16 protein-coding genes are annotated in these 18,073 nt (G+C 45.4%); 9 read left to right on the top strand and 7 right to left on the bottom strand.

All coding sequences use genetic code 11. The annotated features are described in order from the left end of the window. Window positions 1-3 precede the first annotated feature (3 nt). Window positions 4-1,743, top strand: coding sequence for an alpha-galactosidase (locus tag FKN16_RS05265; RefSeq protein ID WP_170902166.1), 1,740 nt, complete (start codon window positions 4-6; stop codon window positions 1,741-1,743). Between the two features lie 77 nt (window positions 1,744-1,820). On the opposite strand, the gene FKN16_RS05260 is transcribed toward FKN16_RS05265, so the two are convergent. Further along, window positions 1,821-3,035, bottom strand: coding sequence for a putative manganese transporter (locus tag FKN16_RS05260; protein ID WP_170902164.1), 1,215 nt, complete (start codon window positions 3,033-3,035; stop codon window positions 1,821-1,823). 186 nt (window positions 3,036-3,221) lie between these two features. On the opposite strand from FKN16_RS05260, the gene FKN16_RS05255 reads away from it, so the two are divergent. Continuing rightward, window positions 3,222-4,127: a manganese-dependent inorganic pyrophosphatase gene (locus FKN16_RS05255; RefSeq protein ID WP_005393312.1), complete on the top strand. Its 906-nt coding sequence runs from the start codon at window positions 3,222-3,224 to the stop codon at window positions 4,125-4,127. A 68-nt stretch (window positions 4,128-4,195) separates the two neighbouring features. Next, a complete protein-coding gene (locus FKN16_RS05250) occupies window positions 4,196-4,585 on the top strand; it encodes a DUF2750 domain-containing protein (protein WP_170902162.1) in 390 nt (129 codons plus the stop codon). An 82-nt stretch (window positions 4,586-4,667) separates the two neighbouring features. Here FKN16_RS05250 and FKN16_RS05245 read toward each other — a convergent pair whose 3' ends face one another. From FKN16_RS05245 to pspF, 6 genes are all read right to left on the bottom strand, one after another. Continuing rightward, window positions 4,668-5,459, bottom strand: a complete 792-nt coding sequence (locus tag FKN16_RS05245; protein WP_170902160.1) for an ATP-binding cassette domain-containing protein — start codon at window positions 5,457-5,459, stop codon at window positions 4,668-4,670. Then, window positions 5,456-6,451, bottom strand: a complete 996-nt coding sequence (locus FKN16_RS05240) for an oligopeptide/dipeptide ABC transporter ATP-binding protein (RefSeq protein ID WP_005378126.1) — start codon at window positions 6,449-6,451, stop codon at window positions 5,456-5,458. Before FKN16_RS05240 ends, FKN16_RS05245 begins: the two co-directional genes overlap by 4 nt. After that, the gene (locus FKN16_RS05235; protein ID WP_005378123.1) at window positions 6,451-7,338 is read right to left on the bottom strand and encodes an ABC transporter permease subunit; all 888 of its coding nucleotides are present in this window, start codon (window positions 7,336-7,338) and stop codon (window positions 6,451-6,453) included. Before FKN16_RS05235 ends, FKN16_RS05240 begins: the two co-directional genes overlap by 1 nt. Beyond that, window positions 7,325-8,287 carry an ABC transporter permease subunit gene (locus FKN16_RS05230; protein WP_046874787.1) on the bottom strand — a complete coding sequence of 321 codons (963 nt, stop codon included), beginning with the start codon at window positions 8,285-8,287 and terminating at the stop codon, window positions 7,325-7,327. Before FKN16_RS05230 ends, FKN16_RS05235 begins: the two co-directional genes overlap by 14 nt. Beyond that, window positions 8,287-9,906 carry an ABC transporter substrate-binding protein SapA gene (sapA, locus tag FKN16_RS05225; RefSeq protein WP_005393298.1) on the bottom strand — a complete coding sequence of 540 codons (1,620 nt, stop codon included), beginning with the start codon at window positions 9,904-9,906 and terminating at the stop codon, window positions 8,287-8,289. Before sapA ends, FKN16_RS05230 begins: the two co-directional genes overlap by 1 nt. Window positions 9,907-10,111: 205 nt before the next feature. Further along, a complete protein-coding gene (gene pspF, locus FKN16_RS05220; RefSeq protein WP_005393296.1) occupies window positions 10,112-11,122 on the bottom strand; it encodes a phage shock protein operon transcriptional activator in 1,011 nt (336 codons plus the stop codon). A 232-nt stretch (window positions 11,123-11,354) separates the two neighbouring features. Here pspF and pspA point away from each other — a divergent pair, with 232 nt between their 5' ends. The 6 genes from pspA to vmeI all read left to right on the top strand — a co-directional run bounded on the left by pspA (window position 11,355) and on the right by vmeI (window position 18,056). After that, window positions 11,355-12,026, top strand: coding sequence for a phage shock protein PspA (pspA, locus tag FKN16_RS05215; protein WP_005393294.1), 672 nt, complete (start codon window positions 11,355-11,357; stop codon window positions 12,024-12,026). Between the two features lie 14 nt (window positions 12,027-12,040). Next, window positions 12,041-12,274: an envelope stress response membrane protein PspB gene (gene pspB / locus FKN16_RS05210; protein WP_046874790.1), complete on the top strand. Its 234-nt coding sequence runs from the start codon at window positions 12,041-12,043 to the stop codon at window positions 12,272-12,274. Next, on the top strand, window positions 12,267-12,656 hold the full coding sequence (pspC, locus tag FKN16_RS05205) for an envelope stress response membrane protein PspC (RefSeq protein ID WP_012841944.1): 390 nt from the start codon (window positions 12,267-12,269) through the stop codon (window positions 12,654-12,656). Before pspB ends, pspC begins: the two co-directional genes overlap by 8 nt. A 162-nt stretch (window positions 12,657-12,818) precedes the next feature. After that, window positions 12,819-13,850: an efflux RND transporter periplasmic adaptor subunit gene (locus tag FKN16_RS05200; RefSeq protein ID WP_005393290.1), complete on the top strand. Its 1,032-nt coding sequence runs from the start codon at window positions 12,819-12,821 to the stop codon at window positions 13,848-13,850. A 1-nt stretch (window position 13,851) separates the two neighbouring features. Beyond that, window positions 13,852-14,949, top strand: a complete 1,098-nt coding sequence (locus tag FKN16_RS05195; RefSeq protein ID WP_170902159.1) for an efflux RND transporter periplasmic adaptor subunit — start codon at window positions 13,852-13,854, stop codon at window positions 14,947-14,949. Then, on the top strand, window positions 14,946-18,056 hold the full coding sequence (vmeI, locus tag FKN16_RS05190; RefSeq protein WP_048626231.1) for an efflux RND transporter permease subunit VmeI: 3,111 nt from the start codon (window positions 14,946-14,948) through the stop codon (window positions 18,054-18,056). The genes FKN16_RS05195 and vmeI overlap by 4 nt, the downstream gene beginning before the upstream one ends. The last annotated feature ends 17 nt before the right edge of the window (window positions 18,057-18,073 follow it).

Genomic DNA, 18,073 nt, shown 5'->3' with positions numbered 1-18,073 from the left:
TTTATGGCTCAGAGCATTCAATTGGCAAATCACATTGAGATCACTGTGAATAACAACGACCTCCAAGTTGAAGTTGAGGGTAATCAATTACATTTTTCTTTTGCTGGGCTTCACAATAAAACGTTTACCGACCGTGAAGTGTTGTTCGAGATGCCGTTTTTATACGAGCACGAGGCCAATGTGATTGGCGATGGCTTCCAAATGTTGGCGCAAACAGCGGGAACGGTTAGCCATCCCGTTGATATTGGTCGCTGTCCAGACAACAACCCTTCTTATCGAATCTATCCCAAAGATGCGCCTAAGCGTTACTACAACTATTTAGTGGTGGAAGGCTCGGCTGGCTATACCTTGTTTGGCTTTACTTCATGTCACCGTTTTGCGGGCTATTTTGATGTTGTCCTGCGTGATGGACATTGGGTTTTATCGGCCGCGATTGATGGTGAGTTTACTCAAGTGGCGGATTGGGAAAGTAATCAACTTGAATCCGTGGCGGTACTCTGCGGCCAATCTCTGTCTGAACTTTATCAAATCTATGGAGAGATGATTGCAGAGCATCATCCTGTTCGCCAAGGTGTGACACAAGGTGCGCCTGTCGGTTGGTGTTCGTGGTATGCCTACTACGCAGACGTGACAGAGCAAAACATCATGCAGAACGTTGATTGCATGCAAGATAAGCTTGAAGACCTAGAGTGGGTACTTCTGGATGATGGCTATCAAGCCTTTATGGGCGATTGGTTAATCCCATCGGATAAGTTTTCTGGTGGTGTGAAAGAGCTCATTCATAGTATCCGTGCAAAAGGCAAAAAGCCGGCGATTTGGATGGCGCCCTTTATTGCTCAACCTGAGTCGGAGATCTTCAAACAACACCCAGAGTGGTTTGTTCGTCACAAAGGTGGAAGCTTACTTAAAGCAGAAGATGTCACATACGGTGGTTGGCGCTGCACGCCTTGGTACATACTCGATACCTCAAATCCAGAAGTGCAAGACCATCTGACGAATGTGGTCTCTGTCATGAGACAAGAGTGGGGCGTTGAATTGTTCAAGCTAGACGCGAACTATTGGGGCACCTTGAAAGGTGTGCGTAAACAATCTGGTATTACAGGCGTTGAGGCGTATCGCTTAGGAATGGAAGCGATTGCTAAAGGCGCTGGTGATGCGTGGCTTTTAGGTTGCAACGCGCCAATGTGGCCATCTCTAGGGCTTGTGGATGCAATGCGTGTTTCTGATGACGTAGAGCGCCATAGTCGTCGTTTCGAGCAGATAGCCAAAGAAACCTTTTACCGTAGTTGGCAGCATCGAAAACTGTGGCAAATTGATCCGGATTGCGCGACATTCACGTCATTAGCTAATCAAGCCGCATCCAGAGAAGAGTATGAATTTCATCGCACGGTGTTATTGGCGTGTGGTGGTTTGCTGCTGTCTGGCGATCCGCTCCCTGAGATTACGCCATTTGCAAAGAAGACATTGGCTAAGCTCATGCTACGTCAACAACGTAACCAAGAGTCAGCAAAGTTCACCGCTTTGAGTTTAAATCATGCGTTTTTAAAACTAACGACGAAGAATGACCTTCACTGCTTGTTTAACTATGCCAGCTACGGGGCGATGGAATTTACGCTGACGTCTGATCAACCGATGGATTGGTATGATTACTGGACAGGAGAAAAGCTAAACCAAGAACCTTGTCAGTTATTAATGGTGAGCGTGGATAAAGGGCTAAATGCGAAAGCGATCGTCACGGCATAACGTGAAGCAAATCGTTCGATTATAAAAACAAGAAAGGAGCCTACTGTGGCTCCTTTCTTGTTTTGACGTCCTGAGCGTTAGAACTCGAATAAAAAGTAATACCCGTATCCAACGATAAAAGCAGGAATGGACGAATAAATAGTCGCGACCAAAGCGGCTTTCGGTGCCATAGCAATGGCGGGGAATAGGGCGTCACCATCATTGGAAATCGCATTTGCCAGCTGCGCCGAAAGTGGCGCTGCACCAGAGATGTACAGGCTGGTGACTAAAATTTGCGGTCCGCAACCAGGCAGCATACCAATGGCTAGGCCAGCTAATGGCATCCATATCCCCCAATGAGAAAAGGTTTCTACGAGATTGATTCCAGAAAAATAGGTCGTCAGTTCAAACGCCAGAAACGCCACGATCACCCAAGCACTGACGAAGTTTGTGTCTTGAGCCGCTTTTTGAATTGGGTGCGAGTCCACAATTTTTTCATCTTCAGAGACCGTTGACTGATAATCGCCGAGCTCTTTTGTCATAGCCCACAACGACATTGTGATCACCGCGAAGATAGCGCCCAGCCATTCAATGGTATTGTCCTGCAAAGACAACAGCTGATTAATATCGATTTGGAAAGACATTAACACAGCAACGACGCTGGCAGGTACAATAAGCCATTTCCAAAACGCGCCTTGCAGATTGATTGCACGTTGTTCAAGAGGCGTGTGTCGGTCTGTCTGGTGTTGGCAACAAGCATGTGTCTGAGGTGCTTCTTTTGGCTCTGGGCGCAGAAAGTTATCAGCATGAAAAGCATTAACGACCAGCCCTGAAAGAGTACCCACGATTATGCCTAATCCAACCACGCCTAATCCAACACTTGGCTTGGCGGCAAGAAGTAAAAAGGCAGCGTCACCCATTGTTGAAGTAAGTACCGCGACAATCGCACCAAATCCTACTCGACCACTAATAAATTGCGTTGTCACAACAATAGCGCCACCACAGCCAGGCAAAGCACCCAATAAAGAAGCAAAGAAAACCTGATGATTACGCGAGCGATGGTATAGCTCAGTAATTCGATTGGTTTTCGATATAAAGTTTGAAAGATAATGATAAATTGCCAAGGTGGCGGCAACATAGCATGACACCGCCCAGAATGAGTCGGATAGCGTCTGTACGGCAACGTCACGTGTATTTTCATTGCCTAGCAAAATGAGCATGACGATAGGGAGCAGCAATCGCTTATAAGCTAAACGAAACTGAGTAGGCTGAAACAACTGTTGTGCAGAGTGTAAAAATTGGGTCGCGTTCATCGTTTACTCAAATGCAAATAGGAATAATTATCATTATATGTAAATGAGATTTATTCGCAATAGCATTGTGAACTTTTCTTCGTGTCAAACTCTCTGAAATCAGGTAAAGTATCGGCCTTTGTGAGCAAACACGCCCTAATTAACTGTATTAGGTGGCGTATAAAATTGACTTGAATAGGAAGAAACATGATTCTAGTTGTAGGTCATAAGAACCCAGACAGTGACAGTATTTGTAGTGCACTCGTTGCAACTGAACTTCTAAAAGCGCGTGGCGTTGAAGCTATGCCAATTCGCCAAGGCGAAATCAACCGTGAAACTCAGCACATCCTAGAAGTTGCTGGCGCTGAAGTTCCTGAGCTTCGTACATCAGTTGCGGGTGAGACCGTTTGGCTAGTAGATTACTCAGATCTAGCACAAGCACCAGACGATATCGCAGAAGCTGAAATTGCGGGTATTGTTGACCACCACCGCCTAGGTGATGTGATGACAGTAAACCCAATGGAAGCATGGATCTGGCCTGTTGGTTGTACCAACACTGTTCTATTCAACATGTTCAAGATTGAAGGTCACGCGATTACTCCACAAATCGCTAAGCTAATGATGTCAGCAATTCTATCTGACACAGTAGGTTTCGCTTCTCCAACTTGTACACAAAAAGACAAAGATGCTGTTGCTGAGCTAGCGGTAATCGCAGACGTACAAGATGTTGACGCATTCACTAAAGATCTTCTAATTGCTAAGACAAACATCGAAGGTCTATCTGCGGCTGAGCTTGTTGAGAAAGACCTTAAAGGTTACCCATTCAACGGTCGTGACGTAGTTGTAGGTCAGGTTGAGCTTGCAACACTAGAGCAAGTTGACGGTATGATCGAAGCACTAGAAGCGGATCTAGAAGCGCGTTGCGAAAAAGATAACCTTGCATTTGCTGCTGTAATGCTAACAGACATCACGACTGCTCAAACTCGTCTTCTATACAAAGGTGAGTGGGCTGAGAAGCTTGTTAAGCACGAAAAAGACGGCATGCTAATGATGGAAAACACGCTAAGCCGTAAGAAGCAAGGTTGGCCTTGGCTTCAAACTGAGCTAGCTTAACTTTCTAGCATATACTTTAAATGCCCGCCTAGCTGCGGGCATTTTTCTATGGGAAATAGGAGACGAATATGTCTGAGCAACTGACCCAAGAGCAGATGGATACCATCAATCGTTACAACGAAGAGCAACGTTTAAAGTACTGCGTAAAAGAGATTGTGGCGAATCGTAAAGTTTGGATTCTGAAAGATGAACATGGCTGTGTCATGTTAAATACAGAAGATGATGATTGTGTACCAGTATGGCCAAACGAAGAGTTTGCTTTGCAATGGGCTAATGGTGATTGGGAAGATTGCGATCCAGAAGCGATCTCTCTAAATAAGTGGCACAGTCGTTGGACATCTGGTCTAGAAGATGACGAATTATCTGTTGTTGTATTCCCAAATCAAAATGAAGAAGGGGTGGTTTTGTTTCCTGATGAGTTTGATTTTGAACTGCGCAAACAAGCGAGCCGCCGTTAGTTTTTTGATTAGTACCCATACAATAAAGAAGCCTGCTTTAACGCAGGCTTCTTTACATTTGAACGATGACATCTTTAATAGGCTATTTTGTTTGGTGGCTTGGCGCCTTATAGAAGTGGCTTTCGACTAGGCGTTGAGTAATCGGATGTTCTGGGCTAGTGAGTACCTGGTTAGTTTCGCCAAACTCGACCACTTCACCTTCATGCATCACCATCACTTTGTCAGTAATGTGCTTAACAATGCCAATGTGTTGAGATACATACACAAATGACAATCCCATCTCTTCTTGTAACTCGAGGAATAAGTTAATGATCTGTGAGCGCATTGCCATATCCAAACCGTTTAACGCCTCGTCAGCGACAATGATGGAAGGTTGAAGAATAAGCGCACGAGCTAAACACACGCGCTGTTTTTGACCTGCCGCTAGCATTTGTGGATAAAAATAGGCGTGTTCAGGCAACAATCCGACGCGGAGTAGGGTGTTCTTCACACGCTGCATGCGTGCATCTGGCGGCATGTCGGTATTTCGCTTTAACGGACCTTCCAAAATACGGCCAATCTGGATACGCGGGTTGAGCGATGTGTTTGGATCTTGGAAAATCATGCGAATGAGCTTGCAGCGTGTCGCGTAATCTTTGTGCTCCAACCGTTCGCCATTCACACGGATCTCTCCGGAGCTTGGCTCTACAACACCAGCAAGCATACGGGCAAGAGTGGATTTTCCTGAACCGTTTTGGCCAATAAAACCGATAGTTTGCCCAGGCTCCAACGTAAAGCTCACCGGTTTGACAGCCTCATTAACCTGACGTTTGAATAGTCGGGAGCGCGTAACAAACTGCTTCGATAAATTATCGACTTCAAGTAACGCACTCATGACTTTTTCTCCGTGTTCAATGGAAAGTGGCAGTTAAATTTATGATTCTTAATTCGTCTGGTGTGTGGAATTTCAACACATTGTTTCTGCGCATACGGGCAACGTGGACCGAGTCGACAACCGATGGGCAGATGCTGCAATGGCGGAATCGATCCCGGTAGGGATTGGAGTTTTTGCTTGTGTGGTACCCAATCATTAAAGTCTGGCATCGCTTTAAGCAAGGCATCTGTATACGGGTGCTTGGGTGCCGCAATGATTTTACTGGTATCGGCAGACTCTACCGACTGACCACAATACATTACCGTAATGCGGCCCGCCCATTGTGTGATGGTCGCTAAGTCGTGACCGATAAGCAGAATGGTCGTGTTATTGAGCTGGTTCATACGGCTCAATAAACGCAATATTTGCGATTGGGTAATCGGGTCTAAGTCGTTGGTTGGTTCATCTGCGATCAGCAACTTTGGTTTGGTCGCTATCGCCATGGCAATCATGACTTTTTGACACTCACCATCGGTCAGTTCATAAGGATAGCTACCCATTAAACGCTTGTGATCTTTAATGCCTACTTTATGCAGAAGCGCGATGGCCTGTTTTTTACGCCATTTAAATCGCTCCCACCATTTCCCTTCAAACGCACGAGATGGAATGGACTCGATCAATTGACGTCCCACTTCTTCTGAAGGGTCAAGACAAGTTGAAGGCTCTTGGAAAATCATCGCAATATCACGAGCAATGACGCGCCGACGCTCTTTTGGCGTAAGCTGAAGCAAGTCAATATTGCCAAGGCGCATACGGTCCGCGGTAATGCGCCAGTTATCTTTACTTACCCCGACAATCGCTTTTGCAACTAAGCTTTTCCCTGAACCAGACTCACCTACAAGACCACGAATTTCGCCTTCATTCAAAGTTAGGCTCATTCGGTCCACGGCTTTGACCAACCCTTGAGGGGTTTCAATCTCAATAGTCAAATGTCGAATATCTAACAACGGCATTATTCGATCCCCGCATTAAGCGCTTGACGTACACCTTCACCTACTAAGTTTAGGGTAATAACGGTAAACATGATGGTTAGGCCGGGTAGGGTTACGGTCCAAGGTGCAATATAAATCAACTCGACAGAGTCACCTAATATCGCTCCCCACTCAGTACTTGGTGCTTGTGCGCCTAAGCCAAGAAAACCCAGCGCAGTAATATCTAAAATCGCAGCAGAGAGCGCGAGCGTGATTTCAGCAGCAATAACCGTCAATATGTTGGGAAGAATTGAACTCCACAACAAGTAGAAATCGTTCGCGCCATCAAGACGTGCTGCCATGATGTAGTCTTTTTCAACTTCGGTGTGGACTGCGATATAAACAGAACGAATAAAACGCGGAATCAATGCCAAGCAGATCGCGAGTAAAATGTTGAACCCACCAAAACCTAGAAATGCCACAAAAATGATCGCTAATAACAACGAGGGAATCGACATTACAGTATCGAGCAAGTGATTGAGGGTACTTGAGAGTAAGCCTTTCGTCATACCTGCTAATACGCCAATCAAACAACCTACGACCGCGGCAATCGCAGTGATGGCAACGGCTGCACCAAATGTAAGTTGAGAGCCCATGATCAAGCGTGACAGAATGTCTCGGCCTAAGTCATCGGTTCCCAAAAAGTAATCAACTGTTCCAGCTGGGGCCCATGATGGCGGCACAAGCAATTCGCCTGACTGTGCTTGGGCATCAAACGGCGCAAGCAGTGGCGCAAAAATGGTAATTAGGACGATAAATACCAAGCACCATAGGCCAAACATGGCTAGCCCGTTGGCGCGGTAACTTCGCCAAAATCGCTCAAACTGAGTTGGAATGCGTTCTTCCTGATAAACGTTATTTGTTAGCATACCATTCCTTTCGAACTAGAGGGTTAATCATCGCGCCAATCAAATCAGAGAGAATATTAGCGGTGAGAACCAAAGTCGCAAGTACCATCACGCCAGCTTGGATTGATGCATAATCTTGGTTTGCCAATGCATCTAACAACCAACGACCAATACCTGGCCAGTTAAAAATAGATTCAGTGATGATAGCCAAGGTAATCATACTGGAAAGCTGAACACCGACTTTGGGGATGATAGGCGGTATCGCATTACGCAAGACATGTTGAGTTACGATCTCGCGGTTAGAGAGACCTTTGATTCTCGCTGCACGAATGTAGTTTTGGCTCATCACTTCCGCCACCGAAGAACGCATTAGTCCGACAACCTGCGTGGTTGGAGCCAAAGCAAGCACCAAACATGGCAGCACCATATGCTCAATGACGCTTTGCAGTGCGTGAGCGCGGTATTCACCTTTCGCCATGAATGCGTCGATAATGGCAAATCCGGTTACATGATCAATTTCGTAAAGCAGGTCATATCGTCCTGCCACGGGAAAGAGTTGGTATTCCAATGAAAAAACCATGATAAGTAACAAAGCCACCCAAAAAATTGGGGCGGAATAACCAGACATCGACATGAATGAAATGCTGGTGTCGAGCCATTTACCTTGCTTCATCCCAGCCACGGTTCCAAGTGGAATGCCGATCAAAAGGGACACCAAAAAGGCAAAAAAGCACAGTTCCAAAGTGGCAGGGAATACGACGGCGAGCTCGTCATAAATCGCGTTGCCGTTTTTACTTATGCCAAAATCAAGCTGAGAAAGGTTGATTAAGTAAGTTTGCCAACCAGACCAAAAATCAACGTTTGCCCAGTGCGAGAGAGGGTCAAGGCGCAGCAGAGAAAAGCCCACTAACGTGAGGATCATCAAAGTGATGAAAAATAGGTTAAAGCGTCGAACGGTATACCAAAACATCAGTGAATTCTCTCAACTCTATCAAACGGTTGGGCATTGAAAGGGCTTGATTTGAAGCCTGTCAGTGATTTGTCGTGAACACGGAATTGCACACCATGTGCCAGAGGAATTACCGGGAATTCTTGATTTAAAATGTTCTGCGCTTGGCGATATAGGTTCAGACGGTAACGCGGTTCTTGGGTTTCCAATGCCAAATCGAGCAAGAAATCGAAATCATCGTTACACCACATCGATACGTTGAGGCCAACGCGATCAGACTCACAAGATAATAACGGGCGGAAAAAGTTGTCAGGGTCCCCGGTATCGCCAATCCAGCCAGTTAAAAGTAAATCGATGTCATTGATGTTCTCTAAATCCACACGTTCGAATCTATCATCGGTTAGCAACGTTAACTCAACCCCAATATCGGCAAAATTCGCTTGGATTAGCTCCGCGGTCTTGCGAGGACTTGGGTTAAAGGCGCGTGGTTCAAGTGGTACCCACATGGTCAGCTCTAGACCGTCTTCATAGCCAGCATCACGGAGTAGTGCTAATGCATAGTTACGGTCATAACGAATTTTTACGCTGTCCTTTTGATAGGCCCATGAATTAGGCGGTAGCAATGTATAAGCTTGCGAGCCAGTTCCGTAGTAAACCGAATCTAAAATATTCTGACGGTTAATCGCTAAGTTAAGTGCTTGGCGGACGCGAGCATCACTCAGTGCCGTCGTTTCAGTGTTGATCGCAATAAAGGATACGTTGTTGGCTGGCGTAGCAGTTAGCTCAAGATTGTCATTTTCTTGAATAACGGGTATTTGGCTCGAAATAGGCGAAGAGAGCACATCGCACTCGTTTCTTAAAAGTTTCGCCAAGGTACCAGTGCCTCGATGAGAGATATCGAACACCACTTGTTCCATTTTCGCGGGTGACTTCCAGTAGTTAGAGTGACGTTCCAAACGAATCAAGTCGTTCACTTGGTACTCTTTTAGTTGATATGGGCCGGTACCGATAGGAAGTTGGTCGATTTCTTCTTTATGATCTTTTGCTGCCAGTTGCTGTCCGTACTCCGCAGACAATATGACAGCATGGCTGGTGGCAATATTTGCCAAGAAGGAAAAATTTGGCTGAGATAAGGTAAACCTTACCGTATGCTCGTCAATCGCAGTCACGTCTTGCAGCAGGTTTTGAAAATCTAACCCTGCAAACCATGGATAAAAACCACCACCTACTTGGTGAAAAGGATGGTCTACATCAATGATTCGCTTGAAGCTAAATACCACATCCTTTGCATTCAATGGGCGAGTGGGAGTGAACCAGGACGTGGTTTGGAATTGAACATTACGTTTAAGCTTAAATGTGTATTCCGTTCCTGACTCATTCACAGACCAACTCTCAGCGATATTTGCTACTGGCTGATGTGATTTAGGATCGAGCGTGAGCAGCGTATCGTACAACTGCGGGCTCAGTGCCTCTGCGGTAATACCGCTATCAATAAGCTGAGGGTTAAACGTGGTTGGCTTACCTTGTCCGCAAAACACAAAGCCAGCTTTGCGAATGTCATTGTGGTCAATTTCATCACCACAAGCGGTCAGTAGGCTAATCCCAATAAGGCTCAGCGATAATCTTATAAAAGCATTCATAATATGAAATGTTCATTGGATCTTGCTTGTTTCATTTGATCTTACTCTTTCAGAGCTAACAAGCGAAAATGATCTCGCTAATTTATCACCTTTGTGAACTCGCTCCAAACATAAAATCCATACACTGTAAGGTGTTATGCTTGAAAGACATACAAATTAGAGCGCTGTCTCTCGCTCGCTAACCGATCAAGCACCTTCGACCCAGCTAGCTTTGCCCGACTAAACCATATTTTCTAACCATCCCTCGTAATTGGTGGTAGCTCAAACCAAGTAGCTCGGCTGCTTGTCGTTGATTAAACTTGGCCTCTTCCAATGCGCGATTGAGTAAGTGGATGTCTTGCTCTTCTTGCCACTGTTTATAGTCTAGAGGGAATTGAACTGCGCTGCTTGGTGCTTCCTCCTCTTGCTGCTGTTCGGCTTGCTCGGCATTATGACCAAGCGTGTTATTCCAAACTGTTTCAAAAGGATTGAAAATCAGTTCATCAATTGGATCGGCACTGAGACCATGTTGGTAAATAGCACGTTCAATCACGTTTTTTAGTTCACGGACATTACCTGGCCATTCATATTCAAGAAGCGAATGCTGTGCTTTTGAGGTAAAACCGACAAAATATTCGAGCTGAAGTTCACGGCACATCTTCATCGCGTAGTGCTCTGCTAAAGACAGGATGTCTTCCTTTCGTTCACGAAGAGGAGGCAGCATGATGACGTCAAACGCTAAACGATCGAGTAAGTCCGCACGGAAATCCCCTTGCTCCGCCAATTTTGGTAAGTCCGCATTGGTTGCACAAACAAGTCGAACATCCGCATTGAGAGCGGTATGACCGCCAACTCGTTCATATTCACCATATTCGATGACACGCAACAGCTTTTCTTGAACTAAAAGTGGTGCGGTGGCCAGTTCGTCAAGAAACAAAGTGCCGCCCTCGGCGCGTTCGAAACGTCCTTTATGCTTGCCCTTAGAGCCTGTAAAAGAACCGGACTCATGACCAAATAGCTCTGAATCTATTAGTCCTTCGCTTAAGGTCGCACAGTTGAGTGATAGTAGTGGCTTATCCCAACGTCTTGATAAATAATGCAAACGCTGAGCGATGAGTTCTTTACCCGTTCCTCGTTCACCGATAATGAGGACTGGACGCTCAATAGGCGCAAGTTGTGATACTTTATCTAGTACGGCGAGAAAAGCAGGTGATTCACCAATCAGGTTTTGCTTCATAAAGTCCTTCTTATTTAACAGCCGAGCCATGATTTACATATGGAGTTGGTGAATTTCACCAACAGTTGGTGAAAAACATCATAGCATAATAGTGCATAACGACAACAAAATGCATAAATTGCTGATTTTAAATGTAATTTTAAGTTGGCATGCTACTTGTAATGTATTCAGGGAGACGCAAGGTCAATCACCACCTTGTCGAGTTTTAATAGGAAAAAAGAGGAGTTCCGTTATGGGTATTTTTTCTCGATTTGCAGATATCGTTAACTCAAACATCAGTGCATTGCTGGACAAGGCGGAAGATCCTGAAAAAATGATCCGTCTTATCATTCAAGAAATGGAAGACACACTTGTTGAAGTTCGTACTAACTCGGCTAAAGCGATTGCAGACAAAAAAGAGTTGGCTCGTAAAGTTGAAACGTTAGAAGAGCAAATTGGCGAATGGAGCCAAAAAGCGAGCCTAGCGTTGGTAAAACAGCGTGAAGATTTGGCTCGTGCAGCATTAATTGAAAAGCAAAAGCTTGAGCAAGTGATTAAAGGCCTTCACACTGAGCAGACGTTAGTAGAAGAAACGATCGACAAGCTTACAGGCGAGATCGGTAAGTTAGAAAGCAAAATTGCAGAAACGCGTGCAAAACAGCAAGCACTAGCAATTCGTAACCAAACCGCCTCTAACCGTCGTGATGTGCAAAAACACCTGCACACTAGCCGTACTAATGAAGCGATGGCGAAGTTTGAGCAGTACTCGCGTAAAGTGGATGAAATGGAAGCAGAAGCAGATTTGTACGCACAAACTGGTAATGCAAAATCGCTAGAGCAAGAGTTTGCAGAGCTTCAAGCTCAAGACGAAATCGAAAAAGAGTTGGCAAAACTGAAAGAACAGATGTCATCGAAAGATAAATAATAAAGGAGCCATTTATGTCGACATTTTTATTTGCAGGACCAGCAATTGTCTTTCTGATCTTTGTCGCTCCTCTATGGCTCTTCTTACACTATCGCAGTAAACGCAAAACGGATAGTGCACTGTCGAGCCAAGATTTAGAGCGCCTTCAGGTACTATCTGAAAAAGCGGAAGCGATGCAGTCCCGAGTTGATACATTGGAGCGCATCTTGGATGCTGAGTCACCAACATGGAGACGCAAGTATGACTAATCGAGAGCTGTATCGTGACCCAGTAAATGGTAAAATCTCCGGTGTTTGCGCCGGAATTGCCAACTACTTTGGTGCAGAGGTTTGGTTGATTCGTATTGTAGTGATTTCTGCAGCTCTGTTGGGCGGTACGTTTTTGGTGTTGTTAGCATACGTCGCGATGGCGTTTATGTTAGAAAAGCAACCAGTGACGTATTCTGAAAATATCCGAGCGCAACAAGAGCACACACTTAAAAGTAAGCCTTGGCAGAAAGGACAAAGTCCGGACCAATTGCTCAGTGTGTTGGAACGCGATTTTGACCGTCTTGATGGCAAAATCCGTAACATGGAAGCGTATGTTACGTCTGATACATATAGGGTGAATCGGGAGTTCAGTAAGCTCTAAACACTCCGCATCCAAAGAAGATTTAAACGAAGCAGGTGCAAAGCCTGCTTTTTTGTCACAAATTACTAATTTTAAAGCACTATTAATCTTTTCAACTCTGGAAGTTCGCCCAGAATTCATCTACTTTAAAAATAATCCCTTAATTTTTTATGGATGAATGTAATGAGAAGATTGCTCATTCCTGTCGCCATCTCGGCTGTGTTGTCGGGGTGTGGTAAAGAACTTCCCCCTGTTCCAGAACCTGAATCCCGCCCCGCAAAGCTATTTACAGTATCTGTTGGCAATGCCCAATTTGAACGACACTTTCCTGCCACGACGGAAGCTGGTGATAAAGCGGTACTGACGTTTCGAGTTCCTGGACTTCTTCAAACGATTGAGGTGAATGAGGGTCAAGTCGTCAGCAAAGGCGATGTATTGGCTTCATTAAACCCTGATGAATATTCTCTGCTTGAACAGCAAGCTCGGGCAAATTTCGCGCTCGCAGACGTGCAGTACAAGCGATACCAAAAGCTACGTAAAGACCAAGTGGTATCCGAACAAGACTTTGATGAGGCAAAAGCGAATCACAACTCAGCCAAAGCTCAGTGGAATCAAGCAAAGGCAAATTTAAGGTATACCAAACTTGTCGCGCCATATGATGGTACGATTTCGTATATTCCAGCAGAAAACCATGAGTATGTTGCCGCAAAAGAAGGCGTGATGAATATCCAATCCAACCAACTGCTTAAGGTGATATTCCAAGTCCCTGACTATCTGCTAAACCGTTACACGCAGGGGAGCGATGTCTCTGCCAGAATGGTCTTTGACGCTTTCCCCGAGCAGTCATTTGACTTGACCTTTCAAGAAATCGATACAGAAGCCGATCCTAAAACCGGTAGTTACAAAGTCACTATGGTTATGGAGCGACCATCAGAAATAGGCCTTTTACCGGGCATGTCTGGCAATGCTTACCTCCTATCTAAAAATGCTGGTGCAACAAAAATTCCTAATTCCGCGCTGCTAGAAGAGAACGGCAAAACATACGTTTGGCGTGTTGATGAGCAAGGCATTGTGTCCAAAGCCGCTATTGAGATGAATGACAAAAACCAAGTGTTAGCTGGGCTTAACGATGGCGATCAAATCATTATCTCTGGTGTTAGTGTAATTGAACCCGGAATTAAGGTAAGAGCCTGGATTAAGGAAAGAGGGTTGTAATATGAAAGGAACCATCTCTCTAGCGGCATTATTTTCAACGTTTCTTCTTGTTGGTTGTGGCGATAAGGCACCAGAAAAAGCTCTTGAGACACCGCGTGTAAGAGTTACCTCATTAGCGGGAAATCGGGTGGATGACAACTTATATTTCCCTGCGGTTGCGAATGCAGCGGATCGCTCTCATTTGAGTTTCCGAGTGGCAGGAGAAGTCAGCCGCATCATGGTAAAAGAGGGCGATAAAGTCACGAAGGGTGATGTTATCGCAACGTTGGACCCTACGGACTATGAGTTGGATGTAGATAATGCGAGTGCGCGTTTTTCTGTTGTTGACAGTCAGTATCGCCGTTCACGTCCTTTGGTTGATAAAGGCCTATTAGCTAAGTCTCAGTTTGATGAAATTGCAGCACAACGACAAATCGCTCTGGCTGAGCTTAAGTTAGCGAAACTCCGTTTATCATTTACTACCTTAAAAGCGCCTGTGGATGGGATCATTTCTCGAGTTAATATCGAGCAATTCGAAAGTGTCCAAGTCGGACAGCATATCGTCAATATTCATAGTTTGGAGCGAGTAGAGGTGCTGATTCAACTTCCAGACCGGCTCTATGTTAACCAACCGCCAACGGAAGAAAGACTTACCGCGATAAAAGCATTGGTGCGCGTCCCTAGTGGTAACGAGTACAACGCGACCGTGAAAGAATTTACGACTGAGCCAGACCCAACCACAGGCACGTTTACCGTCACATTATCGCTTCCTATGCCGGAAGAAGAATACATCCTAGATGGGATGGCAGTTGAGGTGACCTCCAAAGATAAGAACGTTGGCTTGGATCTCAATTTAGGAATTAATGTTCCTATTGAAGCCATTTTCAATGCGGACGGTGACGAGCTGGGGCGGGAAAACAAATTTGTTTGGGTACTGAATGATGACAATACGGTATCGCGCAGACAGGTTCGAGCAGGTAAAGCATCTAAAACATCCATTCAAATCCTTGATGGTCTCATGCTGAAAGACAAAGTTGTGATTGCCGGTGTTTCTCGGTTAAGGGATGGCATGAAAGTGGAAGTGATACAGGAAATGGCTACGCAGGAGGCCGGTCTATGAGCGATCTTAATAAATCAGTGCCTCAAAGTGATGATGATGTGACCGGTATTGCTGCGTACTTCATCCGAAATCGTGTCATCAGCTGGATGGTCGCACTGATCTTTTTGATTGGTGGTATCGCTGCATTCTTTGGGTTAGGGCGTCTTGAAGACCCTGCTTTTACCATCAAAGATGCCATGGTGGTGACCTCTTATCCTGGTGCGACGCCGCAACAAGTCGAAGAAGAAGTGACTTATCCGATCGAAAAAGCGATTCAGCAGCTTACTTATGTTGATGAAGTGAATTCGATTTCTAGCCGAGGATTATCGCAAATCACAGTCACAATGAAGAACAATTATGGCCCTGATGATCTGCCACAAATCTGGGATGAGTTACGCCGTAAAGTGAATGACCTTAAAGGGACGTTGCCTCCGGGTGTGAATGAACCTCAAGTGATCGATGATTTTGGTGATGTTTACGGGATTTTGTTAGCGGTGACTGGCGACGGTTATAGCTACAAAGAGCTACTGGATTACGTCGATTACTTACGCCGAGAGCTCGAACTGGTTGATGGCGTGAGTAAAGTTTCGGTATCCGGGCAACAGCAAGAGCAAGTTTTCATCGAAGTATCGATGAAAAAGCTGAGCAGTATAGGACTTTCCCCCGATACGGTCTTTAATCTTCTCTCGACGCAAAACGTGGTTTCTGACGCAGGGGCGATCAGAATTGGTGACGAGTACATCAGAATTCAGCCGACTGGCGAATTCCAGAGTGTGGATGAGCTAGGCGATTTGTTGATTACTGAGTCGGGAGCTCAGGGGCTCATCTTCTTGAAAGATGTAGCGGAAATAAAACGTGGTTATGTAGAAGTCCCGAATAATATTATTAATTTTAACGGCAGCCTCGCACTAAACGTGGGTGTTTCTTTTGCTGAAGGCGTCAATGTCGTTGAAGTCGGAAAAGCGTTTGATCATCGCCTTGCAGAGCTAAAGTACCAACAACCTGTCGGTATCGAAATTTCCGAAATTTACAGTCAGCCTAAAGAGGTGGATAAATCGGTTAGCGGTTTTGTTGTCAGCTTGGCTCAAGCTGTCGGTATCGTCATTATCGTACTTCTGTTCTTTATGGGGCTACGTTCAGGTCTGCTTATCGGTTTAATTTTACTGCTGACGGTGTTGGGTACGTTCATTTTCATGAAGTATCTCGCGATAGATTTGCAGCGGATTTCATTAGGTGCTTTGGTTATCGCGTTAGGTATGCTGGTGGACAATGCAATCGTCGTGGTGGAGGGGATTTTGATTGGTACCCAAAAAGGGCGAACTCGACTCCAAGCGGCGACTGATATCGTTACCCAAACCAAGTGGCCATTACTTGGGGCAACTGTGATTGCGGTAACTGCATTTGCGCCCATTGGACTGTCTGAAGACTCGACGGGTGAATACTGTGGCACTTTGTTTACGGTTCTGCTGATCTCATTGATGTTGAGTTGGTTTACCGCTATCTCGTTGACACCATTCTTTGCTGACATCTTCTTTAAAGGCCAGAAGATTAAACAAGGTGAAGGGGAAGAAAATGATCCATATAACGGGGTTATTTTCGTTATTTATAAAAAGTTTCTCCAGTTCTGTATGCGCCGTGCTTGGTTTACCGTTGTGGTGCTGATTGCGGGATTAGCGGCAAGTGTTTATGGATTTACTTTTGTGAAGCAAGCGTTTTTCCCATCGTCGACAACGCCTATTTTTCAGTTAGATGTATGGATGCCGGAAGGAACTGATATTCGTGCCACCAACACAACGCTTAAAGAGCTAGAAAGTTGGTTAGCCAAGCAAGAGCATGTCGACCATATCACGACGACCGCGGGTAAAGGCTTACAGCGCTTCATGTTAACGTACGCGCCAGAGAAAAGTTATGCGGCTTATGGTGAGATAACCACTCGTATGGAAAATTACGAAGCGTTAAAACCATTAATGGCGAAGTTTCGAGAGTATTTAAAAGCCAATTACCCAGAAATCAATTACAAGCTCAAACAGATTGAGTTAGGCCCTGGTGGTGGTGCAAAAATTGAAGCGCGCATTATTGGTTCTGATCCAACCGTCCTTCGTACGATAGCCGCTCAGGTCAAGGACATCATGTACGCCGATCCTCAGGCAACAAATATCAGGCATGATTGGCGTGAACGAACCCAAGTTCTTGAACCTCAGTTTAACGAGAGTCAGGCACGTCGCTATGGCATTACCAAATCGGACGTCGATGACTTCTTGTCCATGTCATTCTCTGGAATGACAATAGGCCTCTACCGAGACGGCACGACGCTCATGCCTATCGTGGCTCGTTTACCTGAAGATGAACGCATTGATATTCGTAACATTGAAGGCATGAAAATATGGAGTCCAGCACAGAGTGAGTTTATCCCACTTCAACAAGTCACAATGGGTTACGACATGCGTTGGGAGGATCCTATCATCGTACGTAAGAACCGTAAGCGTATGCTAACTGTGATGGCAGACCCTGATATTCTAGGTGAAGAAACCGCATCGACGTTGCAAAAACGTTTACAGCCCCAAATCGAAGCGATTCAAATGCCTCCTGGCTATTCACTAGAGTGGGGTGGTGAATACGAATCTTCTGGTGATGCTCAAGAGTCGCTGTTTACTACCATGCCAATGGGGTACTTGTTCATGTTCTTGATCACCGTATTCCTATTTAACTCTATCAAAGAGCCACTCATTGTTTGGCTTACCGTGCCGCTGGCGTTAATTGGTGTCACCACCGGTTTGTTGGCACTCAACACGCCGTTTGGTTTTATGGCATTGCTCGGCTTCTTAAGCTTATCGGGAATGGTGCTCAAAAATGGCATCGTATTACTGGACCAAATTGAAATAGAAATGAAATCGGGTAAAGAGGCTTATGATGCGGTCGTTGATGCTGCGGTAAGCCGTGTTCGTCCTGTGTGTATGGCTGCAATCACGACGATCCTTGGTATGATCCCACTATTACCAGATATTTTCTTCAAACCAATGGCGGTTACGATTATGTTTGGTTTGGGCTTTGCGACAGTCCTGACACTGATTGTCGTGCCAGTGTTGTATCGTTTGTTTCATAAAGTGGCAGTACCGAAACAGGCTTAGTGCTACTGATATAACGA

Origin of the sequence: Vibrio sp. 11-4(1), from assembly GCF_013048625.1 — a bacterium.
Classification (GTDB): Bacteria; Pseudomonadota; Gammaproteobacteria; order Enterobacterales; family Vibrionaceae; genus Vibrio; species Vibrio diabolicus.
This window is presented reverse-complemented; position numbering and strand designations above follow the sequence as displayed.

Excerpts from the sequence above, each read along its gene's own strand:
- FKN16_RS05265 (WP_170902166.1), top strand. The coding sequence starts at position 4 with ATGGCTCAGAGCATTCAATTGGCAAATCACATTGAGATCACTGTGAAT.
- FKN16_RS05260 (WP_170902164.1), bottom strand. The coding sequence starts at position 3,035 with ATGAACGCGACCCAATTTTTACACTCTGCACAACAGTTGTTTCAGCCT.
- FKN16_RS05255 (WP_005393312.1), top strand. The coding sequence starts at position 3,222 with ATGATTCTAGTTGTAGGTCATAAGAACCCAGACAGTGACAGTATTTGT.
- FKN16_RS05250 (WP_170902162.1), top strand. The coding sequence starts at position 4,196 with ATGTCTGAGCAACTGACCCAAGAGCAGATGGATACCATCAATCGTTAC.
- FKN16_RS05245 (WP_170902160.1), bottom strand. The coding sequence starts at position 5,459 with ATGAGTGCGTTACTTGAAGTCGATAATTTATCGAAGCAGTTTGTTACG.
- FKN16_RS05240 (WP_005378126.1), bottom strand. The coding sequence starts at position 6,451 with ATGCCGTTGTTAGATATTCGACATTTGACTATTGAGATTGAAACCCCT.
- FKN16_RS05235 (WP_005378123.1), bottom strand. The coding sequence starts at position 7,338 with ATGCTAACAAATAACGTTTATCAGGAAGAACGCATTCCAACTCAGTTT.
- FKN16_RS05230 (WP_046874787.1), bottom strand. The coding sequence starts at position 8,287 with ATGTTTTGGTATACCGTTCGACGCTTTAACCTATTTTTCATCACTTTG.
- sapA (WP_005393298.1), bottom strand. The coding sequence starts at position 9,906 with ATGAATGCTTTTATAAGATTATCGCTGAGCCTTATTGGGATTAGCCTA.
- pspF (WP_005393296.1), bottom strand. The coding sequence starts at position 11,122 with ATGAAGCAAAACCTGATTGGTGAATCACCTGCTTTTCTCGCCGTACTA.
- pspA (WP_005393294.1), top strand. The coding sequence starts at position 11,355 with ATGGGTATTTTTTCTCGATTTGCAGATATCGTTAACTCAAACATCAGT.
- pspB (WP_046874790.1), top strand. The coding sequence starts at position 12,041 with ATGTCGACATTTTTATTTGCAGGACCAGCAATTGTCTTTCTGATCTTT.
- pspC (WP_012841944.1), top strand. The coding sequence starts at position 12,267 with ATGACTAATCGAGAGCTGTATCGTGACCCAGTAAATGGTAAAATCTCC.
- FKN16_RS05200 (WP_005393290.1), top strand. The coding sequence starts at position 12,819 with ATGAGAAGATTGCTCATTCCTGTCGCCATCTCGGCTGTGTTGTCGGGG.
- FKN16_RS05195 (WP_170902159.1), top strand. The coding sequence starts at position 13,852 with ATGAAAGGAACCATCTCTCTAGCGGCATTATTTTCAACGTTTCTTCTT.
- vmeI (WP_048626231.1), top strand. The coding sequence starts at position 14,946 with ATGAGCGATCTTAATAAATCAGTGCCTCAAAGTGATGATGATGTGACC.